Genomic DNA, 22,063 nt, shown 5'->3' on the forward strand with positions numbered 1-22,063 from the left:
GCGCCAGTTTGTCGCAGTGGTCCCCTGGCACAAGAACGTCCCTGGAATGCACTTCGCATGTGCAAACCTCCGATGTGTTTCGTCCCGGGTGTGCATCCGATGCGGAGTGGTTGGCGATGCAAGACTTGGGTATCGCATTCCAGACGGCAGTTGGTGACTCCGGCGGAAATCTCGACGGACGCACCCCCTTGCCGAGTAACGACTGGCTGATGAAGCGAAATTGCTCGCTCACTCCGCGCCAGGCCGGCTGGTTCTACTTCTCCATCGTATGTTTCTCGACAGCTATCGCGGTGTTCTTCGCCGTGTGGCTGGGGGCCTGGCTCGTACTGCCGTTTGCTGGCCTGGAATTGCTCGGGCTGGGGATTGCCCTGCTGGCGTATGCGCGCCATGCGGCGGATTATGAACGCGTGAGTGTGACCGACGGAATGCTGGTCGTGGAGACAGCCAGCGCCAGCCGGATCACGCGGGAAGTATTCAACCCACGCTGGGTGCGGGTTGAACTGGGTGAATCGTTCCGGGCGCCGGTGGTACTGCGGTCGGACAAGCGCTCCGTGCAGGTGGGGTTGTATCTGGACCCGTATCGGCGGCGCAAGTTCGCGCAGGAACTCGCGGTGGCCTTGCAGCGTGTCTGAAGGGACAGGTTGCGGGGCAGGGCGGGGACAGATTTGAATCTGTAAATTGGGTAGATAAACAATGAAAATGTGGAAGAAGGCATCCGCAGCATGTCTGGCAGGCGCGTCCCTGCTTGTCAGCCAGGCGGCCTCCGCGGTCAGTGACATGCCAGGCGGCCCCGCCGTCCGACAGCTCAACCTGGCCGAACCCGTTACAAAAATCGCCGAACAGATTCACTGGCTGAACTGGATGATGCTGATCATCTGCACGGTGATCTTCGTCGCCGTGTTCGGCGTGATGTTCTATTCCATCTTCAAGCACCGGAAGAGCAAGGGCGCCCGCCCGGCCTCTTTCCACGAAAGCATCACGGTGGAAGTGGTCTGGACGATCGTGCCGTTCCTGATCGTGATCGCCATGGCGCTGCCGGCGACGAAGACCGTGGTGGCGATGAAGGACACCACGAACTCGGATATCACGATCAAGGCCACCGGCTATCAGTGGAAGTGGGGCTATGACTACCTCAAGGGCCAGGGCGAGGGCATCTCGTTCGTGTCCACGCTGACCACGCCGCGCGAGCAGATCAACAACCAGCAGGAAAAGTCGAACACCTACCTGATGGAGGTGGACAACGAACTGGTGGTGCCCGTCAACAAGAAGATCCGTATCGTCACCACTGCCAATGACGTGATCCACGCCTGGATGATTCCGGCGTTCGGCGTCAAGCAGGATGCGATCCCGGGCTTCGTGCGCGACACCTGGTTCCGTGCCGAGAAGACCGGCGTCTATCGTGGCCAGTGCGCCGAACTCTGCGGCAAGGAACACGCGTTCATGCCGATCGTGGTGCGCGTCGTGTCCGATGCCGAGTACACGAAGTGGGTTGACGACAAGAAGAAGGCGATGGCCGCGGCGGCGGACGATCCCAACAAGGTCTGGACCCTCGACGAAATCAAGGCGCGCGGCGAAAAGGTCTACGCGACCAACTGCGCGGTCTGCCACCAGCCGACCGGCAAGGGCGGTGGTCCGTTCCCGGCGCTGGACGGCTCCAAGGTCGTCAACGGTCCGAAGGCTGGCCAGATGCACGTGCTGCTGGAAGGCCGTAACGCCATGCCGTCGTGGAAGCAGCTTTCCGACACCGAGCTGGCCGCTGTCATGACGTACACGCGGAATAGCTGGGGCAACAAGACCGGCGAAGTGATTCAGCCGGCGGACTTCACGGGCGCCCGCACGGGCAAGTTCCCGGAAGGCGGCGGCGCACAGGCCGGCGCAGGCGATGCAGCCCCGAAGGCTGCCGCGCCGTCCAGCACCCCCGACAAGCAGGCCAGCCTCGCGGGCAACCGCGTCGCAGGCTGACCCGCGGTAGCCCCGCATTCAGGAATTGATGGAGTCATTGCGATGAGTACCGCTACCCCGGAGACACTGGGCCATCCGCACGACCACGCGCACGATCACGATCATGCGCACGATCACCCGCATGGCTGGCGCCGCTGGCTGTTCGCCACCAACCACAAGGATATCGGCACGCTGTACCTGCTGTTCTCGTTCACCATGCTGCTGTCCGGCGGCGTGCTGGCGCTGCTGATCCGCCTGGAGCTGTTCGAGCCGGGCCTGCAGTTCTTCCGCCCCGAACTGTTCAACCAGTTCACCACGATGCACGGGCTGATCATGGTGTTCGGCGCGATCATGCCGGCGTTCGTCGGCTTCGCGAACTGGATGATCCCGCTGCAGATCGGCGCCTCTGACATGGCGTTCGCGCGCATGAACAACTTCAGCTTCTGGCTGATGCCGCCGGCCGCGCTGCTGCTGGTTGGCTCGTTCTTCGCGCCGGGCGGCGCCACCGCCGCGGGCTGGACGCTCTACGCGCCGCTGTCGGTGCAGATGGGCCCGGGCATGGACATGGCGATTTTCGCCATGCACATCATGGGCGCGTCGTCGATCATGGGCTCGATCAACATCATCGTCACCATCCTCAACATGCGCGCGCCTGGCATGACGCTGATGAAGATGCCGATGTTCTGCTGGACGTGGCTGATCACCGCCTACCTGCTGATCGCCGTGATGCCGGTGCTGGCTGGCGCGATCACGATGGTGCTGACCGACCGCCATTTCGGCACGAGCTTCTTCTCGGCCGCCGGCGGCGGTGACCCGGTGATGTACCAGCATATCTTCTGGTTCTTCGGTCACCCCGAGGTCTACATCATGATCTTGCCGGCGTTCGGCATCATCTCGCACGTCGTGCCGGCCTTCGCGCGCAAGCGCCTGTTCGGCTACAGCTCGATGGTGTACGCCACGGCCTCGATCGCGATCCTGTCGTTCATCGTGTGGGCGCACCACATGTTCACCACCGGCATGCCGGTGACGGGCCAGCTGTTCTTCATGTACGCGACGATGCTGATCGCGGTGCCGACGGCCGTGAAGATCTTCAACTGGATCGCCACGATGTGGCGCGGCTCGATGACGTTCGAGACCCCGATGCTGTTCGCGATCGGCTTCATCTTCGTGTTCACGATCGGCGGCTTCACGGGCCTGATGCCGGCTGTCGCTCCGATCGACATCCAGCTGCAGGACACCTACTTCATCGTGGCGCACTTCCACTACGTGCTGGTGGCGGGCTCGCTGTTCGCGCTGTTCGCGGGCTTCTACTACTGGGGTCCGAAGTGGAGCGGGTTCATGTATGACGAGATGCGCGGCAAGATCCATTTCTGGGGCTCGCTGATCTTCTTCAACGTGACCTTCTTCCCGATGCACTTCCTGGGCCTGGCCGGCATGCCGCGCCGCTATGCGGACTACCCGACCCAGTTCACGGACTTCAACGCGATCGCCTCGATCGGCGCGCTGGGCTTCGGCCTGATGCAGGTGTACTTCTTCTTCTGCGTGGTCCTGCCGTCGTACCGCGGTGGCCAGGCCGCTGGCGACAAGCCGTGGGATGGCGCGGAAGGCCTCGAGTGGACCGTGCCGTCGCCGGCACCGTTCCACACGTTCGAAGAGCCGCCGGTCGTCAAGTAATCCAGTAATCCAGTAACACCGGCCGGATGCCAGCCCTCGGGGCAGGTATCCGGCCCGCTAACCAGATGCTCATGCAGCCCTCGGAAACAAGCCCATCGCCGCAGGATCGCAAGGCCGCCCAGCGGGCCGCCAACCGCCGTCTTGGCTGGATATTGCTCTCGATCGTGGTGGTCTTCTTTCTGGGATTCTTTGCCAAGATGGTGTTCCTTGGCGGCTGATGTCCCGATCAGATCGATGAAGTAGGAGGCAGACGCGTGGACGGGCAGGACAAGGCAATCGAGAAGCGTTTCAACCGCGGGATGATGTTGCGCCTGCTGGTGGTGGTGACGCTGATGTTCGGCTTTGGCTACGCGCTGGTGCCGCTGTACAAGGCGATCTGCGAGGTTACGGGCATCAATGTGCTGACCACGCGCGATCTGTATGGCGGGTCGGCGTTGAAGAACTCGCAGGTGGACACGAGCCGCACGATCACGGTCGAGTTCGATTCCAACGCGCGCGGGCCGTTCGCATTCCGGCCGGTGAAGCATTCGATGGAAGTGCATCCGGGCGAACTGACGACGATCGTGTACGAGGTGGCCAACGGGCAATCGCGGGACATCTCCGCGCAGGCGATTCCGAGCTACGCGCCGAAGCAGGCCACCGAGTACTTCAAGAAGATCGAGTGCTTCTGCTTCAAGCAGCAGACGCTCAAGTCGAAGGAGGCGCGCGAGATGCCGGTGGTGTTCGTGATCGACCCGAAGCTGCCTAAGGACGTGAAGACCATCACGCTGTCGTACACGTTCTTCGAGGTGGGCACGCCGGTGGCGCAGGCGCCGCAGGATGAGCAGGCCTCGGTGCAGAAGGGGAGCTGACGATGACCAACCGCGACGATTCGGTGGATCCGGTGCATCGCAAGGCGTCCTTCGCGCAGACGGTGCGCGCGGTGCTGTGGTCGTTTATCGGGCTGCGCAAGGGGTCGGAGCATGAGTCCGATATGGCGCGGCTGAACCCGGTGCACGTGATCATCGCCGGGCTGATCGCGGCGGCAGTGTTCGTGACGGTGCTGATCCTGGTGGTGCGCACCGTGGTGAGTCAGTCGTAGCAGGAAACTAGCAGGGAAAAAGGACAGAGCCGCTGGCAACCGAAGCGAAGCGGATCTGGCGAATAACCATTAGAGACTCTGAGCTGGAGATAGAAGAATGAGTGCGAATCGCGCAAACGCCCCGTACTACTTCGTGCCGGGCCCGTCGCGCCATCCGATCACGGCGGCATTCGGCCTGCTGATGACCGGCGCGGGAGCCGCGGGTTGGGTCAACGGGCAGCCGTGGGCGCCGTACCTGTGCGGCTTCGGCCTGTTGTGGTTCCTCTTCGTGCTCAAGAGCTGGTTCGGTGACGCCATCCGCGAATCCGAAGGCGGCATGTACGGCAAGAACATCGACACCTCGTTCCGCTGGTCGATGGGCTGGTTCATCTTCTCCGAAGTGATGTTCTTCGCGGCGTTCTTCGGCGCCCTGTTCTACGCGCGCACCATCGCCATGCCGTGGCTGGGCGACCTGAACAACAAGATCATCTGGCCGGACTTCGCGGCCGTGTGGCCGAACATGGGCCCTGCCGGCACCGTGGAAGACTTCCAGACGATGGGCCCGTGGCCGATCCCGACCATCAACACGGCGCTGCTGCTGACCTCGGGCGTCACGCTGACCTGGGCGCACCACGCGCTGCTGGCCGGCAAGCGCAGCCAGCTGATTCAGGGCCTGGTCCTGACGATCCTGCTGGGCGCGATCTTCATGTGCCTGCAGGCCTACGAGTACATGCACGCCTACAGCGAACTGAACCTGAAGCTGACCTCGGGTGTCTATGGTTCGACGTTCTTCCTGCTCACGGGATTCCACGGCTTTCACGTGACGATGGGCGCGATCATGCTGACGGTGGTGCTGATCCGCGTGCTGAAGGGCCATTTCACGCCGGAGCATCACTTCGCATTCGAAGGTGCAGCCTGGTACTGGCACTTCGTGGACGTGGTCTGGCTGGGCCTGTACGTGGTGGTCTACTGGCTGTAAGGATTTCGCCGCGCCGCCTGCGGGCGGCGTGCGGTATCGAAGAAAGCGAAGCGCCGCGGGAGAGAAATCTCGGCGGCGCTTTTTTTCGCGAGGATGCCTGTCAGGGCGACGTATGGATGCCCGTGCTCTGGATCCAGCCCATCCAGTGCGAGAACAGGATGAACAGGAACAGCGCCACCGAGAAGCCGACGCGGAACATCAGCGAACGCATCATGTTGGGCGTGCGGCCACGGTCGCGCATCATGAAGAACAGCGCGGAGGCCAGGCTGCCAATGATCAGGATGAAGGCGACAAGGATGACGAAGCGCATGTGGGGGCCCGTTCTGCGAAGCGCCCATTATCGCACTGCGATGCCCGGAGGGAACCCGTGACGACCCGCACGCTCTGGCGTTCGCCGGGCACGGTGCCAATGGTGGCGGCGCTCGTGGTGATCGTCGTCACCTGCGCGCTCGGCAACTGGCAACTGCGCCGCGCGCATGAAAAGATCGACCGTGCGGAGCGGCTGGCCACGCTGGCGAAGCAGGCGCCCGTCGAACTGCGCGCGGGCCAGACCGATGCCGCACAACTGGTCGAGCGCCGCGTGCGCGCGCGCGGCACGTTCGACGCGGACAAGACAGTGCTGCTCGACAATCGTCCGCACGGCAACGGTACTGACAGCCGTGCGGGGTTCCTCGTGCTCACGCCGTTGCGCCTCACGGACGGTGGCAGCGTGCTGGTGATGCGTGGCTGGCTGCCTCGCGACGCGCAGGACCGCACGCGCATCGCGCCGTTCCCGACGCCCACGGGGGAAGTCACTGTCGAAGGCACCGCGCTGGCCGCTGTGCCGCGCGTCTACAGCCTCGGGCAGGATGCTTCCGCGGAGGCCGGACGCAAGATCCGTCAGAATATCGACCTTGCCGCTTTTTCTCATGAGATCGGGGCGTCACTCCTGCCGGTGGTGGTAGAACAATCGGGCGATGCCGGAGATGGACTGGCCCGCGATTGGGCCCCGGCCGATTTCGGCGCGGACCGGCATTACGGGTACGCTACCCAGTGGTTCGGGCTGGCCGTGTTGACGCTGGTGCTGGTGGCCGTCCTCGGCTGGCGGCGCGCCCGGCTGGACCGGGCAGACGGCAATGGAAACCTATAAACGAACGATGAACGCACAGACGAACGCCATGCCGCAGCCAGATCCCACGGCTTCGCCGGACCCCCGCATCGACGCGCGCACGCGCCGCGGCCGCCTGCAGATGCTGATGCTGCTGCTGGTCTGCGCATCGCCCGTACTCTTTTCGTACTTCACGTACTACGTGATCAAGCCGACCGGCGGCAGCACTAACTACGGCGTGCTGATCGACCCGCAACGGCCCATGCCGCCCGTGCAGGTGACCAATGAGCGCAACGAGTCGGTGCCGCTCGCGTCCATGCGCGGCAAGTGGCTGATGGTGATGACCGACCCGTCCGCCTGCGACGAGACCTGCGCGAAGAAACTGTTCACGGTGCGCCAGATCCGCGTCGGACAGGGCGAGGACCGCGAGCGGATCGTGCCTGTCTGGCTGATCCAGGACCGGGGCGATGTGGACGACCGGCTCGCCGCCGCCTACAACGAACCTTATGCGGGCGTGCGTTTCCTGCGCATGGACCGGGCCACGATTGCCCAATGGCTGCCGGCCGAGGACGGCGCGCGCGTCGAGGATGCGATTTACCTGGTCGATCCGCTCGGCAACCTGATGATGCGCTGGCCGAAGGACCCCGACCCCAAGAAGATCAGCAGCGACCTGAAGAAGCTGCTGAAGTATTCCCGTATTGGCTGAATCCCATGCTGCTTCAGTTGGCCATCATTGGCATCCTGATTGCGCTGCTGCCCCTGTCCTACGTGATGGTGCGCGGCGATCGCGACAAATATCGCAGACTCGTCTGGATCACGGCGTTCCTGACGCTGGACCTGATCATGTTCGGCAGCTTTACCCGGCTGACCGACTCCGGCCTTGGCTGCCCCGACTGGCCCGGCTGCTACGGCCACTCGAACCCGCACGCGGCGATGGAGCCGATTCGCGCGGCGGAAACGGCGCTCCCGAGCGGCCCGGTCACGCTGATGAAAGCGTGGATCGAGATGATCCATCGCTATTTCGCCATGGCGGTCGGTGTGCTGATCATCTCGCTGATGGTGCTGGCATGGGTCAAGCGCCGGGAACTGAAGCAGTCGCCGTGGTTCGCCACCGGCGTGTTCCTGCTGGTCTGCCTGCAGGGCGCGTTCGGCATGTGGACCGTGACGATGAAGCTGCAACCGATCATCGTCGTCACCCACCTGCTGCTGGCGATGGCGCTGCTGGCGTCGCTGATCCTGCTCGGGTCACGTAACGAACCGCCGCATGTCGTGGCGCCACAGGCGGCTTCGCTGCGCTGGGCCGGCCTGCTGGCCCTGGTGCTGCTGGTCGTCCAGATCTTCCTGGGCGGCTGGGTCAGCACCAACTACGCGGTGCTGGCCTGTACCGACTTTCCGCTCTGCAACGGCCAGCTCGTGCCAGAGATGGACTTCCGCCATGGCTTTACGCTGTGGCGCCAGCTGGGCATGACGGCCGACGGCGACTACATTCCGCACGCGGCGCTGGTGGCTATCCACTGGGTGCACCGTGGCTTCGCCTTCGTCGTGCTCGGTTTCCTGCTCTGGTTCGCGCTGCGCGCGCGCCGGATGGAAGGGCTGGCGCGGCATGCGCGGTGGTTGCTGGTCGTGCTGACGCTGCAGTTGTGCACCGGCATGTCGAACATCGTTTTCGACTGGCCGCTGGTCGCGGCGGTGGCCCATAACGGCGGAGCAGCCCTGCTGCTGATGTTGTTGCTCCGTCTCAACTACAATATCGGCCTCGCCACTCGCTCCGCCGGCGCCGCCACGCAACCCTCGATTGCCGCGCGCGCCACATGAAGGACAAGATGCCCCCCGTGGTAACTGCTACCCACTCCCAATCCTCCGTGGGCCGATTACGCCATCTGGCCCGCCAATACGCCGCGCTGACCAAGCCGCGCGTGACCCAACTCGCCGTGTTCTGCGCCATCATCGGCATGTTCCTGGCCACGCCGGGCATGGTGCCGTGGTCGGTGCTGATCGGCGGCGCGGCCGGTATCTGGCTGCTGGCCGGCGCGGCTTTCGCCATCAACTGCCTGGTGGAACAGAAGATCGACGCGCTGATGCGCCGCACCGCGTGGCGCCCGTCGGCCACCGGCGAGATCACCACCACCCAGACGCTGATCTTCTCGGCCGTGCTGGGCGGTGCCGGCATGTGGCTGCTGCACGTCTTCGCCAACGACCTGACGATGTGGCTCACCTTCGCCACGTTCCTTGGCTACGCCGTGGTCTATACGATCCTTCTGAAGCCGGCGACGCCGCAGAACATCGTAATCGGTGGCCTGTCGGGCGCCATGCCCCCGGCGCTGGGCTGGTCCGCGGTATCGGGCACGGTGCCTGCCGAGGCCTGGTTCCTGGTGCTGATCATCTTCACCTGGACGCCGCCGCACTTCTGGGCGCTGGCTCTGTACCGCCGCGCTGACTACGCCAAGTCCGGCCTGCCGATGCTGCCGATCACGCACGGCGAGCGCTACACGCTGCTGCATATCCTGCTGTACACGCTGATCATGATCGCGGCCACGCTGCTGCCGTTCGTGTACGGTATGAGTGGCTACATCTACCTTGTGGCGGCACTGGGGCTGGGCCTGGTGTTCCTGGGCTATGCCTGGAAGCTGTACCGCAACTACTCCGACGGTCTCGCCCAGCGCACCTTCCGTTATTCGATCCTGTACCTGTCGCTGCTGTTTGCGGTGTTGCTTGTGGATCACTACTTCAAGTTCGTGCCGCAGGTCTGACCGCCTGCGGCATCTTGCCGCGCCCGGAAGTCATCGGCGGCCCGATCGGCGATACTTTCGGGCAACTCCTCCCAATTCTTGCGCATGTCGACCTCTTCCCAGGGCCTTTGGGCCGCATTCCGCCGCTTTTGGCTGCTCGCGCTCTGCACGGCCCTGCTGGCCGCCTGCGGGCAGCCAAAGCCGTCCTTCCGCAACGTCGATATCTCGGGTGCCACCGAGTTCGGCAAGGACTTCGCGCTGCTGGATCCCACCGGCAAGACCCGCACGCTGGCCGATTTCAAGGGCAAGGTGGTGCTGATGTTCTTCGGCTACACCCATTGCCCGGACGTGTGCCCGACCACGATGGTGGAGCTCAAGCAGGTGATGGAGCAGATGGGGCCCGATGCGGACAAGGTGCAGGTGTTGTTCGTCACCGTCGATCCGGATCGCGATACGGCGGCGCTGATGGCCCAGTATGTGCCGGCCTTCGACTCGCGCTTCCTGGGCCTGCGCCCGGCCGACGAGGCCGCGCTCAAGAAGGTGACCAAGGACTTCAAGGTCTACTACGCCAAGGTGCCGGGTTCGTCGCCGGACAACTACACGATGGACCACTCGGCCGGCAGCTACGTGTTCGACCAGAACGGCCAGTTGCGGCTGTTCATCCGCCACGGCCAGGGGCCGGAGCCGATCGCGCATGACCTCAAGCAGTTGATGTCGTAAATAAGAAAAGGCCGGTCTAATGACCGGCCTTTCTCATTGCGGGGTGCGTGGCCTCAGGCGAATGCCGCCAGCGCGCCCTTCATCTTCTTCATTGCCGCCGATTCGATCTGGCGAATCCGCTCGGCGGATACACCGAACTCGTCGGCCAGTTCGTGCAGCGTGGCGCCGCCCGAGCCATCGTCGTTGACGTCGAGCCAGCGCGCCTCGATGATGCGGCGGCTGCGCGGGTCCAGCTTCGTCAGCGCCTCTTCCAGGCCCTCGACCTGCAGACGGTCGTGGCGCTTGGCTTCCAGCACCTGCGTCGGCTCGTTGTGGTTATCCGCAAGGTAGGCGATCGGCGCGAACTCTTCCTCGCCGTCCTCGATCTGGCCTTCCAGCGCCATATCGCCGCCCGACATGCGGGTTTCCATCTCCATCACTTCCTCGGGCTTGACGTTGAGCTCGCGCGCAACGGCTTCGATCTGCTCGGGCGTGAAGGTATGCGAGCCCTGCTTGTGGCTGCGCAGGTTGAAGAACAGCTTGCGCTGGGCCTTGGTGGTGGCCACCTTGACCATGCGCCAGTTCTTCAACACGTATTCGTGGATCTCGGCCTTGATCCAGTGCATCGCGTACGACACCAGGCGCACGCCCTGTTCGGGGTCGAAGCGCTTGACGGCCTTCATCAGCCCGATGTTGCCTTCCTGGATCAGGTCGGCGTGAGGCAAGCCGTATCCCAGGTACTGGCGAGCAATGGAGACCACCAGACGCAGGTGCGACATCACCATGCGGCGGGCGGCATCGACTGAGTCGTTGTCGCGCAGGTCGCGAGCCAGGCTGAGCTCTTCCTCGGGGGTGAGCATCGGGATGCGGTGGACAGCCTGAATGTAGCTGTCCAGATTACCCAGTGTGCCGGGGAAGGTCAGTGCGAAGGCATTCGCGGCGGCATTCTGGGGCGCCGTGGGCAGACGGCGGGTAACTTGGGTTTGATCGGCAGACAGGACTGCGTTCACTATGACTCCTTTCGCATCCGGCGGTGGGTTGCCGGTGTGTCCCGAAGGGACACCGCATTGCAACGCATATTAGCACTCGAACCGGACGAGTGCTAAGTTAGAAGGCCTATAGGGTTGATAGTTCCAGGCAATCGGAAAAATCTTCTGGATAGCCTGATGTCGCCTTATAGTGGTCCAGCCCAAGCCTGACAAGGCCTGGCGGGCAGCGCTCTCGGAGCACTGTTATTAGAGGGGGCAGCCCCGATTCGGTTTCGCAGCGATTTCGGGATGGTGTATTGCAGGATTCGCTACACTGAAGTCGTTTTTCAGACGCATCCCCCAGGAGCCCCACATGTCTGCTATCGAACACTTGCTGAAGCCTCATGTGCGAGACATCGGCGAGTTCACCGTCCGCCGATTGCTGCCCGCCGCTACGACGCAAACGGTCGGGCCATTCATCTTCTTTGATCACATGGGGCCGGTGGAGATGGAGCCCGGCGCGGGCATGGATGTGCGTCCGCATCCTCATATCGGACTGGCGACAGTCACGTATCTGTTCGAAGGCGAGATCATGCATCGCGACAGCCTCGGCAGCGAGCAGGTGATTCGACCCGGTGACGTGAACTGGATGACTGCTGGGCGTGGCATCACGCACTCGGAGCGCTCGCCGGACGGCGCGCGCTCGGCCGGGCCGCATCTGCACGGCATCCAGACCTGGGTGGCCCTGCCGAAGGCGCATGAGAATGATCCGCCTTCGTTCCACCACCATCCGGGTGCTACGCTGCCCAAGCTCGAACTGCCAGGCGTGCGGATGACCGTCATCGCGGGCGATGCCTTCGGCGCCGAGTCGCCGGTCAGGGTCTACAGCCGCACGCTCTATGTGGCAATCGAGATGGATGCCGGCGCAAGCCTTGTGATCCCCGCCGAACACGTCCAGCGTGGCATTTATCCGGTCGACGGCAACCTGGAGGTCGATGGCGAGACGCTGCCGGCCGAACATCTGGTGGTGCTGGTACCTGGCGAGCCCGTGACGATCAAGGCGACGATGCCCTCGCGCGTGATGCTGCTTGGCGGCGATCCCACGGACGGACGGCGTTTCATCTACTGGAACTTCGTGGCAAGCAGCAAGGAAGCGATCGAAGAGGCCGCCCAGCGCTGGCAGGACGACCAGTTTCCGCACGTTCCGGGCGAGACGGAGCGCATTCCGCTGCCGCCGCGCCGGCCCTGATCGCGCTGGCGGGCCATCCTGCATCCTGTAGCGGGAGGTGTTACAGCGGGCTGGCCCAGGTCACCCGCGTGGCCTGCGCCAGGCACTCCTTGATCGCCGCCACCTGGGTGGCAACGGGCGCGGGCACCGGTTCCGCGCCGTCCAGCACCTTGCGAATCCACGCGGCCGTCTCGGCGATGTCCGTGCCCTGCGGCAGTTCGGGCACATCCGCGACCGAACCGCCGACCGGATCGACCATCGTGCGCTGATGGCCGTCGTGCAGCCAGTCGATACGGCTGCTGCGGCGCGCGTCGGCCACGACTTCCCCCTCGGTACCCCGGGCCAGCATCACGTTGGCGGGTTCGTGCGAGAAATACTCGGTCAGCGTTTCCCGATACTCGGGGTGGGTGTAGCTGTAGAGCCGCAATGCCTCGGCAGGGGAGTGTCCGCCCACCGGTTGCAGCATCTTGACGACCGTATGCGCCGAATTGCGCAGGCCGATGATCGCGCGCTTGTCGAGCAGTTGCGACAGCGCGGGCGACAGCACGTCGATCGGCAGCGCGGCCAGCGGATTCGATGCCGCGCCAAGCTGCGTCTCCGCGGACTGCGCTGTGGCGCATAGCGGCACGCCCAGTGCCTCGAACAGCGCCATGCTGGTGACGCGGCCCGGAAACTCGCGAATGCCGTGGACCAGCGTTGGCACGCCATCGCGCGCCAGCAGCATCGCCAGCAGCGGCACCAGGTTCGGTTGCTTGCGTGCGCCGTTGTAGCTCGGAATCACCACCACGGGTTTGTCGGCCGGCGCGGCCAGCGGCGCGCAGTGATCGTGCGCGGCGTCCAGCATGCCGGCCAACTCGTGCGGTGCTTCGCCCTTGATGCGATAGGCCAGCAACACGGCGCCCAGTTCGAGATCGGACACACGACCGGCGAGCATGGCATCGAACAGCGCCTGGGCGTCTTCACGCGGCAGCGCGCGCGCGCCATTGACGCCTCGTCCGATTTCCTTGATGTACTTGGCCGCCGGGAATGGCGCGCGGGATGCAGAGGTCATGATGCTGCGGGGATCGTGGGGTTGGGGTTCATGATAGCGGAGGCTCGCCGCTTATCCCAATGCCGTGAGTCAATCATGATCCCCGCGCCGGGCAAGCGTCAGGCGGCTTCCTCCAGCGCCGGATTGCGCTGCTTGCGATACAGGAAGTCGAGCACGGCAGTGCGGCACGCGTGGAATGTCTTGTCGTCGGCCAGCGTCACGCGGTCACGCGGGCGCGGGATGTCGACGCGCAGGATCTCGCCGATGGTCGCCGCGGGCCCGTTGGTCATCATGACGATGCGATCCGCCAGCAGCACGGCCTCGTCCACATCGTGCGTGACCATGACCACGGTGCTCCTGGTGCGCGCAACGATCTTCAGCAACGCGTCCTGCAGGTGGGCACGTGTCAGCGCGTCGAGCGCGCCGAATGGCTCGTCCATCAGCAATACCTTCGGCTGCATCGCCAGCGCCCGGGCGATGCCCACACGCTGCTTCATGCCCCCGGAGATCTCGTGCGGATACTTGCTTTCCGCGTGGGTCAGGCCCACCAGCGCCAGCGTGTCGTGCGTGCGCGCCTTGAGTTGCGCCGGCGTCTCGCTCTGGCCGAACACACGCTCCACGCCCAGATGGACGTTCTCGAAGCACGTCATCCAGGGCAGCAGCGAGTGGTTCTGGAACACCACGGCCCGCTCCGGGCCGGGGCCGGCGATCTCACGTCCCGCGCAGATCAGCGCGCCGGTCGTCGGCGCGGTCAGCCCGGCGATCAGGTTCAGCAGCGTGGACTTGCCACAGCCCGAATGCCCGATCAGTGTCACGAACTCGCCTTCCGCGATCGACAGGTCGATATCGCGCAGCGCCACGAACGGCCCCTTGCGTGTCTTGAAGGTCTGCCCGACGTTTTCGATGCTGACGAACTTTTCCATGATGGTCGTCCCCGGATCAGGTGTTGCCGTAGCTGAAGCGGCGGGCGAGGGCCAGCAGCAGGTGCTCGAGCACCAGGCCCACCACGCCGATGATGAAGATCGCGATCACGATGTGCTCGACCTTGAGGTTGTTCCACTCGTCCCAGAGCCAGAAGCCGATGCCGGTGCCGCCCGTGAGCATTTCCGCGGCGACGATCACGAGCCACGCCGTGCCGATCGACAGCCGCACGCCGGTCAGCATGTACGGCAGCACGGCAGGAAACAGCACGTGCCGGAAGATCTTCCACTCGGACAGGTCGAGCACGCGTGCCACGTTCAGGTAGTCCTGCGGCACGCGAGTCACACCCACGGCGGTATTGATGATCATCGGCCAGATCGAGCAGATGAAGATTGCCCAGATCGCGGCGGGGTTGGCGGCCTTGAACAGCAGCAGGCCGATCGGCAGCCAGGCCAGCGGGGATACCGGACGCAGCAGGCTGATGACGGGCGACGCCATCGCGTTCAGGAACGCGAAGCGCCCCAACAGGAAGCCGGCTGGAATGCCCACGACCGCGGCCAGGCCAAAGCCCGCCGCCACGCGCGCCAGCGACGCCAGCACGTTCCAGCCGATGCCCTGGTCGTTCGGCCCATTGCGATAGAACGGATCGGCGAACAGCGGCACCGCGGCGTTCCATGTGGCGCCAGGTGTCGGGATCGACGGGATCAGCGTGGCGATGCCGTGCCACACCAGCACGAACAACGCGAAGCCGATCAGTGGCGGCACGCACTTGAGTACGAACGCGGCAAGCGCGTCGCGGCGCGCGGCGCGTTGCTCAAGTGCGGCGATCTCCTGTGCGCGGCGGCGCGACTGTTCCTTGGCGTCCGGATCGACGGCCTCCGGATTCATGGGCGTGGCGCCTTCCGGCGATGACTGGGCGAGAGCATTCACGGCAAGCTCCTGTTCGTGTGGATGGGGCTGGATGGGGCAGGACCGACCGGGCCGGTCCGTGCGGCGCGTCAGGCCTTGATCTTGAATCCGTCGGCGTAGGCCTTCGGGTCCTTCGTCGCATCCCACGTCACGCCGTCGATCAGCCTGGCGGTGCGGAAGTCGCTCTTGGGTAACGGCACCTGCGCGGCCACAGCGGCTTGCTTGTAGATGTCGATGCGATTTACCTGCTTGGCCACGGCCAGATAGTCCGGATGCTCTTTCAGCAGCCCCCAGCGCTTGTGCTGGGTCAGGAACCACATGCCATCAGAAAGGAACGGATAGTTCGCCAGGCCGTCCTGGTAGAACTTCATCGAATCGGGGTCATCCCAGGTCTTGCCCAGGCCGTTGCTGTAGCGGCCCAGCATCCGGTCCAGGATGATGTCCATATCCGTGTTCACGTAGGACTTGGCGGCGATCGTCTCGGCCGTCTTGCGGCGGTTGGATGCGGAAGCGTCGATGAACTTCGATGCATCCAGCACGGCGGCCACCATCGCGCGCGCCGTGTTCGGGTACTTCTGCACGAACTCGGCCGTGGTGCCCAGCGTCTTCTCCGGGTGATCCTTCCAGATCGCCTGGGTGGTCTCGGCGGTGAAGCCGATCTTGTCGGCGATCGCGCGCGCGCCCCAAGGCTCACCGACGCAAAAGCCATCCATGTTGCCCACGCGCATGTTGGCCACCATCTGCGGCGGCGGCACAGTGATGGCCTTGGCATCGCGCATCGGATCGATGCCGTTGGCGGCCAGCCAGTAGTAGAGCCACATCGCATGGGTGCCGGTCGGAAAGGTCTGCGCGAACACGTAATCGCGCTTTTCCCTGGACATCAGCGCCTTCAGGCTCGCGCCATCCTTGACGCCCTTTTCCGCCAGTTTCGAGGACAGCGTGATGGCCTGGCCGTTGTGGTTCAGGTTCATAAGCACGGCCATGTCTTTCTTCGGCCCGCCGATGCCGAGCTGCACGCCGTAGATCAGCCCGTACAGCACGTGCGCGGCGTCCAGCTCGCCATTGACCAGCTTGTCGCGCACGCCAGCCCACGAAGCCTCCTTGCTCGGCGTGATCTTGATGCCGTACTTCTTGTCCAGGCCCAGCGTCGACGCCATCACCACCGATGCGCAATCGGTCAGCGGAATGAAGCCGATCCTGACCTCCGGCTTTTCCGGCGCATCGGAGCCGGCGGCCCACGCACCGCTGCGCACCAGCGGATCGACCAGCGTCATCACGCTGGCACCGGCGATAGTGGCCAGCGCGCGGCGGCGGCCGTGGCAGGCGGGGGCGGCATCCGCGGCAGCGGTGTCGTTGGCGCGCTGGGGCTTCAGGACTTTGAGGCGAGAGGGCATGCGATACGCTCCAGAAAGAGAAAAGGCGTCCCGATCCCCGGCCCGGACACTTGGCCAGGAAGGCCAGAGTCCGGGGCGGGGTTCAGGACGCCGTTGTCCGATACCTCGCGGTCGACGTTGATCGCGGGCACACATGTTGTGAGGTGCTTCCGGGTGATGCGCGGCCGTCGTTGGCCGTGCCTTGGGTAACGCAAGCGCTATGCCAGCGTTTTTTGGGGTGTCGGAGGGGAAATGACGGGGCCGGTGGTGCCCGTTTCACTGTCGGGATGCGCCGCCGGGGAATGGCGCCGCGCCAGTCTTGTGCAACGCACCAACGGCGTGCCGCGCACGCGTCCGTGTGCCGCGCCCGCCAGCGCGGAGGGATCAGGCCATCACATCGATCACGCGCTGTGCGGCATCCACGAGCCGGATACCGCGCTCCATAGCCATCGAGCGCAGCCGCTTGAAGGCTTCGTCCTCGCTGATGCCGCGTGCCTGCATCAACAGGCCCTTGGCGCGCTCCACCGTCTTGCGCTCGGCCAGCTTGAGCTTGGTGGCGTCAAGTTCGGCGCGTAGCTGCTGGTCCAGCTGGAAGCGGGCGTAAGCCACATCGAGGACTGTCTTCACCCGTTCGGCACGCAGGCCGTCGACGATGTAGGCGGTGATGCCGGCCGACAGGGCGGCCTTGATGCGCTGAGCGTCGTCGTTATCCGTGAACAGCACGATGGGGCGCGGCGCATGCTGGGTGGAGACGCAGACATGTTCGATGGTGTCGCGCGCGGCCGATTCGGAGGCAATGATGACCAGGTCCGGCTGGCTGGCCGTAATGGTGTCCGGCAGGCGCAGGTCCGCGTCGACGGTTTGCACCTCAGTGAAGCCTGCCTGCGCCAGACCGGCGCGGATCGTCTCCACGTTGAGCGGATCGGCCTCATGCGGATCACGAACCAGCAGGATGCGCAGGCTCCGGCTCGTGGTGGCTGGCGGTGCTACGGCGGAAGGGGGCGGATGGCGTCGGGTCATGGAGGGCGCTTGGTTGCGGTGCAATATGCAAGATTCGCGCCGGGTCTGCTTCCACTGTATGCCACCGTATTCAAGGTGTATCCTTTGCCCCTGCCGCGGCCCACCCGACTGGGCACGACCGGACACGACACCGGGTGCGGCGTTCCATCAAAAAAGAGAAAGCTGGAGAGTTGGATGACCGAATTCGTCTTCGCGCCGCAAGCCCCCGTCGGTGTTCCCGTGCGTGGTGGCAGCGCAAGTTTCCCCGTGCGCCGGGTCTACTGCGTGGGCCGGAACTATGCCGCCCATGCCCGTGAAATGGGTTCGGACCCCGACCGCGAACCGCCGTTCTTCTTCTGCAAGCCGTCCGACGCGGTCAGCTACGTGGCCGACAAGACCGAAGGCGCCTTCCCGTACCCGCCGGGCACGGGCAATTGCCACTACGAGGTGGAACTGGTTGTCGCCATTGGCAAGGGCGGCCGCGACATCCCGGTCGAGCAGGCCGCCAGCCATGTCTTCGGCTATGCCATCGGCCTCGACATGACACGCCGCGACCTGCAGAACGAGTCGAAGAAAACCGGCCGCCCTTGGGAAACCGGCAAGGCATTCGACAAGTCCGCGCCGATCGGCCCGATCGTGCCGGTCTCGGCCATCGGCCACCCGGCAAAGGGCGCCGTGACGCTCGCCGTCAATGGTGTGGAGAAGCAGCGTGGCGATCTGTCGGACCTGATCTGGTCAGTGCCTGAAATGGTGTCGTACCTGTCGAAGCTGTTCGAACTGCAGCCGGGCGACCTGATCTACAGCGGAACGCCTGAAGGCGTGGGGCCGGTGGTGAAGGGCGACGTCATGCAATGCCACATCGAAGGTGTGGGCGACCTGACCGTCAAGGTGGTGTGAGGCGATGCTCGAACTCCATAGCTACTTCCGCAGCTCGGCGTCGTTCAGGGTGCGTATCGCGCTGAACCTGAAGGGCTTGCCCTATGACTACAAGGGTGTGCATCTGCTGAAGGAAGGCGGCATGCAGCTGAAGCCCGAATATCGCGCGCTGAATGCCGATGGCGTGGTGCCGACGCTCGTGGTCGATGGCAGGCCGCTGATTCAGTCGATGGCGATCATCGAGTATCTCGACGAAACCCATCCGGAGCCTGCGCTGCTGCCGAAGGATCCGTTCGAGCGTGCCGTCGTGCGCGGCCTGGCTCAGGAAATCGCCTGCGAGATCCATCCGCTCAACAACCTGCGCGTGCTCAAGTACCTCAAGCACGAGCTCAAGGTGTCGGAGGAAGCCAAGGATGCGTGGTACCGCCACTGGATCGAACAGGGGTTTGCCTCGCTCGAAGTCAATCTGTCGCAACTGGGGCGTGTGGGTCGCTTTGCGTTCGGCGATACGCCGACATTGATCGACTGCTGCCTGGTGCCGCAGGTATTCAATGCGCAGCGCTTCAATGTTGATGTGAGCCGCTTCCCGACGATCGCGAAGATCCATGCCACTTGCATGGAGCTGGACGCGTTCCAGAAGGCCGCGCCCGGGGCGCAGCCGGACAGCGAGTAAGCGGTAGCGTTGCCAGAAACAAAAACCCCGGTGTCCTCACCGGGGTTTTTGTTTTTGCGTGCCAGCCGGACTCAGCCCAGCAGCGCCTCGGCGAACTCGTCCGCCTTGAACGGCTGCAGGTCCTCGACCTTCTCGCCCACGCCGATGAAGTACACCGGTACCGGACGCTGGCGCGCGATCGCGGCCAGGATGCCGCCCTTGGCCGTGCCGTCGAGCTTGGTCACGATCAGGCCGGTCAGGCCGAGCGCGTCATCGAACGCGCGCGTCTGGGCCAGTGCGTTCTGACCAGTATTGGCGTCGATCACAAGCAGCACTTCATGCGGTGCGGTCGGCATCGACTTGCCGATCACGCGCTTGACCTTCTTGAGTTCCTCCATCAGGTGAAGCTGCGTGGGCAGGCGGCCAGCGGTATCTGCCATCACGATGTCGATCTTGCGCGCGCGCGCCGCGTTGACGGCATCGAAGATCACGGCGGCTGGGTCGCCACTTTCCTGGGCCACCACGGTCACGTTGTTGCGCTCGCCCCAGATCGTGAGTTGTTCGCGCGCGGCGGCGCGGAATGTGTCGCCGGCGGCCAGCAGCACGGACTGGTGATAGGACTGGAAATGCTTGCAGAGCTTACCGATGCTGGTGGTCTTGCCCGCGCCGTTGACGCCGGCAATCATCATCACCAGCGGCTGCTCGCGGCCCAGTTCCATCGTCTTCTCGAGCGGCTTGAGCAGCTGCGTCAGCAGATCCTTGAGCGCGGCCTTCACGCCTTCGGCCGTTTCGATACGATCATTCTTGATGCGGCGGCGCAGTTCGCCCAGCAGGTACTCGGTGGCCTCCACTCCGGCATCGGCCATCAGCAGCGCTGTTTCCAGTTCCTCGAACAGCGCCTCGTCGACCTTGACGCCGACGAACAGCACGCCGATGTTGCGGCTGGTCTTCGACAGGCCGGCACGCAGCCGCGACATCCAGCCGCGCTTGGCTTCGGCGGTTTGCGCGGGCGGCGGGGTCAGCTCCAGCTCCTCGATGACCGGCGGCGTATAGCTGGCCGGAGGCGGAGCCGACGCCACGGGCGGCACGACCGGAGGCGCCACGGGTGGCGCCACATGGACCGGCGACGGGGCGGGCGTTGGAACTGGCGCAGGTGTTGAAGCCGGGGCCGAAACCGGGGTTGCAACGGGTGCCGCTACAGGGGGGGCGACAGGGGTTACCGCAGGTGCCGCAGCCGGGGCGGGGGCGGGAAGCGGGGCCGGCGCGGGAGCAGGCGCCGGTGTGGGGGCGGCCGCGGGCGGCTCGACCGATTCGGGAGCCGGTTCGGCCTTGCGCTTCTTCCAGAAACTAAACATTGGGAAAGGGGTCAATACCCCGGTAGAATCAATCGGCAAAATTCTAGCAGACGGGGTCGCATGAACCATTGCGCTGACGTGTCCGGAGCGGGTGTCGCGAAATTTCCGCGGCGCATTCTTTCTTCTCTCATTCTTGCTTCCCTGATCGGCCCCTTGGCCGGCACTGCGTGGTCCCAGACCCCAGGCGAAGCGCCCACTACCGCCACGTCTGCCTCGCCACGACAGGGGCCACCACCAACCCAGCCAACGGCGACAGTTGGTCAGGCCCAGGCCGGCACGACCGAATTCCGCTTGTCCAATGGCTTGCGCGTGATCGTCAAGGAAGACCATCGAGCGCCCACGGTGGCCCACATGATTTTCTACCGCGTGGGCGGATTCGACGAGGTCAGCGGCACCACCGGCGTAGCCCACATGCTCGAACACATGATGTTCAAGGGCACGCCGAAGGTACCGGTGGGTGAGTTCTCGCGCCAGATCGCCCTGCTGGGCGGCCGCGAGAACGCCCTGACCAACCGAGACTTCACGCTCTACTACCAGCAGATCTCCAAGCAATACCTGCCGAAGATGATGGAGCTCGAGGCCGACCGCATGGCCAACCTCATCTTCAAGAAGGAAGAGTTCGAGCGAGAGATGAAGGTGGTGATGGAAGAGCGTCGCCTGCGCACCGATGATTCTCCCCGCGGCACCGTCTACGAGCAGTTGCTGGCCACGGTCTACACGGCGATGCCGTACCGGCACCCGGTCATCGGCTGGATGGACGACCTGGTCAACATGCGGGTCGAGGACGTGCACGACTGGTACAAGACCTGGTACGTGCCCAACAACGCCATGGTGATCGTGACCGGCGACGTCAAACCGGATGAGGTTCGCGCGCTGGCCGAACGCTACTACGGCAAGCTGAAACCGCATCCGCTGCCGCTGCGCAAGACGCAGATCGAGGCGCCGCAGAAGGGCATCAAGCGTATTTGGGTCAAGGCGCCTGCCGAGAATCCCTACATGGTGATGGCCTACAAGGTGCCGCGCCTGCGCGACGTGGAAAAGGATGTCGATCCGTACGCGCTGGAAGTCCTGTCCGCCGTGCTGAATGGCTACGACAATGCGCGTCTGACACGTGAACTCGTGCGTGAACGGCGACTGGCCGACGACGTGAACGTCGGCTACGACAGCATCAACCGCGCGGACTCTCTGTTCGTGCTGGATGGCACGCCCGCCAACGGCCACACGACGGAAGAGATTGAGGCCGCGCTGCGCGAGGAGATCCAGCGCATTGCCAAGAACGGCGTGTCCGAGGAAGAGCTCAAGCGCGTCAAGGCCCAGGTCGTGGCAGGCCAGATCTACAAGCGCGACTCGGTGTTCGGCCAGGGCATGGAAATCGGCGTGTCGGAAATCTCTGAAATCTCTTGGCGCCAGATCGACCGCATGCTCGACAAGATCAAGGAAGTCACGCCGGCCCAGGTGCAGGCCGTCGCCGCCAAGTATTTCAGCGACGACAACCTGACCGTGGCCACGCTTCTGCCGCAGCCGATCGACCCCAACAAGCCCAAGACCCCGGTCCCCGAAGGCCTGCGTCACTAGGAGCAACA

24 protein-coding genes are annotated in these 22,063 nt (G+C 64.5%); 16 read left to right on the forward strand and 8 right to left on the reverse strand.

All coding sequences use genetic code 11. From position 1 onward, the window contains the following. The first annotated feature begins 116 nt into the window (after positions 1-116). The 7 genes from RMET_RS01325 to RMET_RS01350 all read left to right on the forward strand — a co-directional run bounded on the left by RMET_RS01325 (position 117) and on the right by RMET_RS01350 (position 5,654). On the forward strand, positions 117-632 hold the full coding sequence (locus RMET_RS01325; RefSeq protein ID WP_011515153.1) for a DUF2244 domain-containing protein: 516 nt from the start codon (positions 117-119) through the stop codon (positions 630-632). Positions 633-693: 61 nt separating this feature from the next. Then, the gene (gene coxB, locus RMET_RS01330; protein ID WP_008642668.1) at positions 694-1,962 is read left to right on the forward strand and encodes a cytochrome c oxidase subunit II; all 1,269 of its coding nucleotides are present in this window, start codon (positions 694-696) and stop codon (positions 1,960-1,962) included. 42 nt (positions 1,963-2,004) lie between these two features. Further along, on the forward strand, positions 2,005-3,615 hold the full coding sequence (gene ctaD / locus RMET_RS01335; RefSeq protein WP_011515154.1) for a cytochrome c oxidase subunit I: 1,611 nt from the start codon (positions 2,005-2,007) through the stop codon (positions 3,613-3,615). A gap of 71 nt (positions 3,616-3,686) precedes the next feature. Next, positions 3,687-3,833 carry a cytochrome oxidase small assembly protein gene (locus RMET_RS33915; RefSeq protein ID WP_017511745.1) on the forward strand — a complete coding sequence of 49 codons (147 nt, stop codon included), beginning with the start codon at positions 3,687-3,689 and terminating at the stop codon, positions 3,831-3,833. Positions 3,834-3,869: 36 nt separating this feature from the next. Then, entirely contained in the window at positions 3,870-4,466 is a 597-nt protein-coding gene (locus tag RMET_RS01340) for a cytochrome c oxidase assembly protein (RefSeq protein WP_011515155.1), read from the forward strand. A 2-nt stretch (positions 4,467-4,468) separates the two neighbouring features. Then, complete coding sequence (locus RMET_RS01345; protein WP_011515156.1) at positions 4,469-4,696, forward strand: DUF2970 domain-containing protein; 228 nt, start codon at positions 4,469-4,471, stop codon at positions 4,694-4,696. 97 nt (positions 4,697-4,793) lie between these two features. Further along, positions 4,794-5,654, forward strand: a complete 861-nt coding sequence (locus tag RMET_RS01350; RefSeq protein WP_008642679.1) for a cytochrome c oxidase subunit 3 — start codon at positions 4,794-4,796, stop codon at positions 5,652-5,654. A gap of 100 nt (positions 5,655-5,754) precedes the next feature. Here RMET_RS01350 and RMET_RS01355 read toward each other — a convergent pair whose 3' ends face one another. Continuing rightward, positions 5,755-5,964, reverse strand: coding sequence for a twin transmembrane helix small protein (locus RMET_RS01355; RefSeq protein WP_008642681.1), 210 nt, complete (start codon positions 5,962-5,964; stop codon positions 5,755-5,757). A 57-nt stretch (positions 5,965-6,021) separates the two neighbouring features. Between RMET_RS01355 and RMET_RS01360 the strand changes: the two genes are divergently transcribed. The 5 genes from RMET_RS01360 (at position 6,022) to RMET_RS01380 (ending at position 10,190) form a co-directional block, all read left to right on the forward strand. After that, positions 6,022-6,783: an SURF1 family protein gene (locus RMET_RS01360; protein WP_080710330.1), complete on the forward strand. Its 762-nt coding sequence runs from the start codon at positions 6,022-6,024 to the stop codon at positions 6,781-6,783. Between the two features lie 7 nt (positions 6,784-6,790). Next, a complete protein-coding gene (locus RMET_RS01365) occupies positions 6,791-7,447 on the forward strand; it encodes an SCO family protein (RefSeq protein WP_029306760.1) in 657 nt (218 codons plus the stop codon). Between the two features lie 5 nt (positions 7,448-7,452). After that, on the forward strand, positions 7,453-8,556 hold the full coding sequence (locus RMET_RS01370; protein ID WP_011515159.1) for a COX15/CtaA family protein: 1,104 nt from the start codon (positions 7,453-7,455) through the stop codon (positions 8,554-8,556). Between the two features lie 8 nt (positions 8,557-8,564). Further along, a complete protein-coding gene (cyoE, locus tag RMET_RS01375; protein WP_080710331.1) occupies positions 8,565-9,491 on the forward strand; it encodes a heme o synthase in 927 nt (308 codons plus the stop codon). 84 nt (positions 9,492-9,575) lie between these two features. Further along, a complete protein-coding gene (locus tag RMET_RS01380; protein ID WP_011515161.1) occupies positions 9,576-10,190 on the forward strand; it encodes an SCO family protein in 615 nt (204 codons plus the stop codon). Between the two features lie 53 nt (positions 10,191-10,243). On the opposite strand, the gene rpoH is transcribed toward RMET_RS01380, so the two are convergent. Beyond that, positions 10,244-11,179 carry an RNA polymerase sigma factor RpoH gene (gene rpoH, locus RMET_RS01385; protein WP_008642691.1) on the reverse strand — a complete coding sequence of 312 codons (936 nt, stop codon included), beginning with the start codon at positions 11,177-11,179 and terminating at the stop codon, positions 10,244-10,246. Between the two features lie 331 nt (positions 11,180-11,510). Between rpoH and RMET_RS01390 the strand changes: the two genes are divergently transcribed. Then, on the forward strand, positions 11,511-12,386 hold the full coding sequence (locus RMET_RS01390; RefSeq protein WP_011515162.1) for a pirin family protein: 876 nt from the start codon (positions 11,511-11,513) through the stop codon (positions 12,384-12,386). A 40-nt stretch (positions 12,387-12,426) separates the two neighbouring features. On the opposite strand, the gene ybiB is transcribed toward RMET_RS01390, so the two are convergent. The 5 genes from ybiB to RMET_RS01415 form a co-directional block, all read right to left on the reverse strand. After that, complete coding sequence (ybiB, locus tag RMET_RS01395; RefSeq protein ID WP_011515163.1) at positions 12,427-13,416, reverse strand: DNA-binding protein YbiB; 990 nt, start codon at positions 13,414-13,416, stop codon at positions 12,427-12,429. A 98-nt stretch (positions 13,417-13,514) separates the two neighbouring features. Further along, on the reverse strand, positions 13,515-14,318 hold the full coding sequence (locus RMET_RS01400; RefSeq protein WP_011515164.1) for an ABC transporter ATP-binding protein: 804 nt from the start codon (positions 14,316-14,318) through the stop codon (positions 13,515-13,517). Positions 14,319-14,334: 16 nt separating this feature from the next. Then, positions 14,335-15,204 (reverse strand): nitrate ABC transporter permease, encoded by an 870-nt coding sequence (ntrB, locus tag RMET_RS01405; RefSeq protein ID WP_049799764.1) that lies wholly within the window; start codon positions 15,202-15,204, stop codon positions 14,335-14,337. A 110-nt stretch (positions 15,205-15,314) separates the two neighbouring features. Then, a complete protein-coding gene (locus RMET_RS01410) occupies positions 15,315-16,619 on the reverse strand; it encodes a CmpA/NrtA family ABC transporter substrate-binding protein (RefSeq protein WP_011515166.1) in 1,305 nt (434 codons plus the stop codon). 363 nt (positions 16,620-16,982) lie between these two features. After that, a complete protein-coding gene (locus RMET_RS01415; RefSeq protein ID WP_024569516.1) occupies positions 16,983-17,618 on the reverse strand; it encodes an ANTAR domain-containing response regulator in 636 nt (211 codons plus the stop codon). Positions 17,619-17,792: 174 nt separating this feature from the next. Between RMET_RS01415 and RMET_RS01420 the strand changes: the two genes are divergently transcribed. Continuing rightward, complete coding sequence (locus RMET_RS01420; RefSeq protein ID WP_029306759.1) at positions 17,793-18,494, forward strand: fumarylacetoacetate hydrolase family protein; 702 nt, start codon at positions 17,793-17,795, stop codon at positions 18,492-18,494. A gap of 4 nt (positions 18,495-18,498) precedes the next feature. Then, positions 18,499-19,146 carry a maleylacetoacetate isomerase gene (maiA, locus tag RMET_RS01425; protein WP_011515169.1) on the forward strand — a complete coding sequence of 216 codons (648 nt, stop codon included), beginning with the start codon at positions 18,499-18,501 and terminating at the stop codon, positions 19,144-19,146. Between the two features lie 71 nt (positions 19,147-19,217). On the opposite strand, the gene ftsY is transcribed toward maiA, so the two are convergent. After that, positions 19,218-20,480, reverse strand: coding sequence for a signal recognition particle-docking protein FtsY (gene ftsY / locus RMET_RS01430; protein ID WP_029306758.1), 1,263 nt, complete (start codon positions 20,478-20,480; stop codon positions 19,218-19,220). A 60-nt stretch (positions 20,481-20,540) separates the two neighbouring features. On the opposite strand from ftsY, the gene RMET_RS01435 reads away from it, so the two are divergent. Further along, positions 20,541-22,055 (forward strand): M16 family metallopeptidase, encoded by a 1,515-nt coding sequence (locus RMET_RS01435; RefSeq protein WP_011515172.1) that lies wholly within the window; start codon positions 20,541-20,543, stop codon positions 22,053-22,055. Positions 22,056-22,063 lie beyond the last annotated feature (8 nt).

Origin of the sequence: Cupriavidus metallidurans CH34 (assembly GCF_000196015.1) — a bacterium.
Classification (GTDB): Bacteria; Pseudomonadota; Gammaproteobacteria; order Burkholderiales; family Burkholderiaceae; genus Cupriavidus; species Cupriavidus metallidurans.

Bases quoted from the DNA above. Each gene is read 5' to 3' on its own strand.
- RMET_RS01435 (WP_011515172.1), top strand. From the start codon at position 20,541: ATGAACCATTGCGCTGACGTGTCCGGAGCGGGTGTCGCGAAATTTCCG.
- RMET_RS01355 (WP_008642681.1), bottom strand. From the start codon at position 5,964: ATGCGCTTCGTCATCCTTGTCGCCTTCATCCTGATCATTGGCAGCCTG.
- RMET_RS01325 (WP_011515153.1), top strand. From the start codon at position 117: ATGCAAGACTTGGGTATCGCATTCCAGACGGCAGTTGGTGACTCCGGC.
- ntrB (WP_049799764.1), bottom strand. From the start codon at position 15,204: ATGAATCCGGAGGCCGTCGATCCGGACGCCAAGGAACAGTCGCGCCGC.
- maiA (WP_011515169.1), top strand. From the start codon at position 18,499: ATGCTCGAACTCCATAGCTACTTCCGCAGCTCGGCGTCGTTCAGGGTG.
- RMET_RS01400 (WP_011515164.1), bottom strand. From the start codon at position 14,318: ATGGAAAAGTTCGTCAGCATCGAAAACGTCGGGCAGACCTTCAAGACA.
- RMET_RS33915 (WP_017511745.1), top strand. From the start codon at position 3,687: ATGCAGCCCTCGGAAACAAGCCCATCGCCGCAGGATCGCAAGGCCGCC.
- ftsY (WP_029306758.1), bottom strand. From the start codon at position 20,480: ATGTTTAGTTTCTGGAAGAAGCGCAAGGCCGAACCGGCTCCCGAATCG.
- RMET_RS01420 (WP_029306759.1), top strand. From the start codon at position 17,793: ATGACCGAATTCGTCTTCGCGCCGCAAGCCCCCGTCGGTGTTCCCGTG.
- ctaD (WP_011515154.1), top strand. From the start codon at position 2,005: ATGAGTACCGCTACCCCGGAGACACTGGGCCATCCGCACGACCACGCG.
- coxB (WP_008642668.1), top strand. From the start codon at position 694: ATGAAAATGTGGAAGAAGGCATCCGCAGCATGTCTGGCAGGCGCGTCC.
- RMET_RS01350 (WP_008642679.1), top strand. From the start codon at position 4,794: ATGAGTGCGAATCGCGCAAACGCCCCGTACTACTTCGTGCCGGGCCCG.
- RMET_RS01410 (WP_011515166.1), bottom strand. From the start codon at position 16,619: ATGCCCTCTCGCCTCAAAGTCCTGAAGCCCCAGCGCGCCAACGACACC.
- cyoE (WP_080710331.1), top strand. From the start codon at position 8,565: ATGCCCCCCGTGGTAACTGCTACCCACTCCCAATCCTCCGTGGGCCGA.
- ybiB (WP_011515163.1), bottom strand. From the start codon at position 13,416: ATGACCTCTGCATCCCGCGCGCCATTCCCGGCGGCCAAGTACATCAAG.
- RMET_RS01380 (WP_011515161.1), top strand. From the start codon at position 9,576: ATGTCGACCTCTTCCCAGGGCCTTTGGGCCGCATTCCGCCGCTTTTGG.
- RMET_RS01390 (WP_011515162.1), top strand. From the start codon at position 11,511: ATGTCTGCTATCGAACACTTGCTGAAGCCTCATGTGCGAGACATCGGC.
- RMET_RS01365 (WP_029306760.1), top strand. From the start codon at position 6,791: ATGAACGCACAGACGAACGCCATGCCGCAGCCAGATCCCACGGCTTCG.
- RMET_RS01415 (WP_024569516.1), bottom strand. From the start codon at position 17,618: ATGACCCGACGCCATCCGCCCCCTTCCGCCGTAGCACCGCCAGCCACC.
- RMET_RS01370 (WP_011515159.1), top strand. From the start codon at position 7,453: ATGCTGCTTCAGTTGGCCATCATTGGCATCCTGATTGCGCTGCTGCCC.
- RMET_RS01345 (WP_011515156.1), top strand. From the start codon at position 4,469: ATGACCAACCGCGACGATTCGGTGGATCCGGTGCATCGCAAGGCGTCC.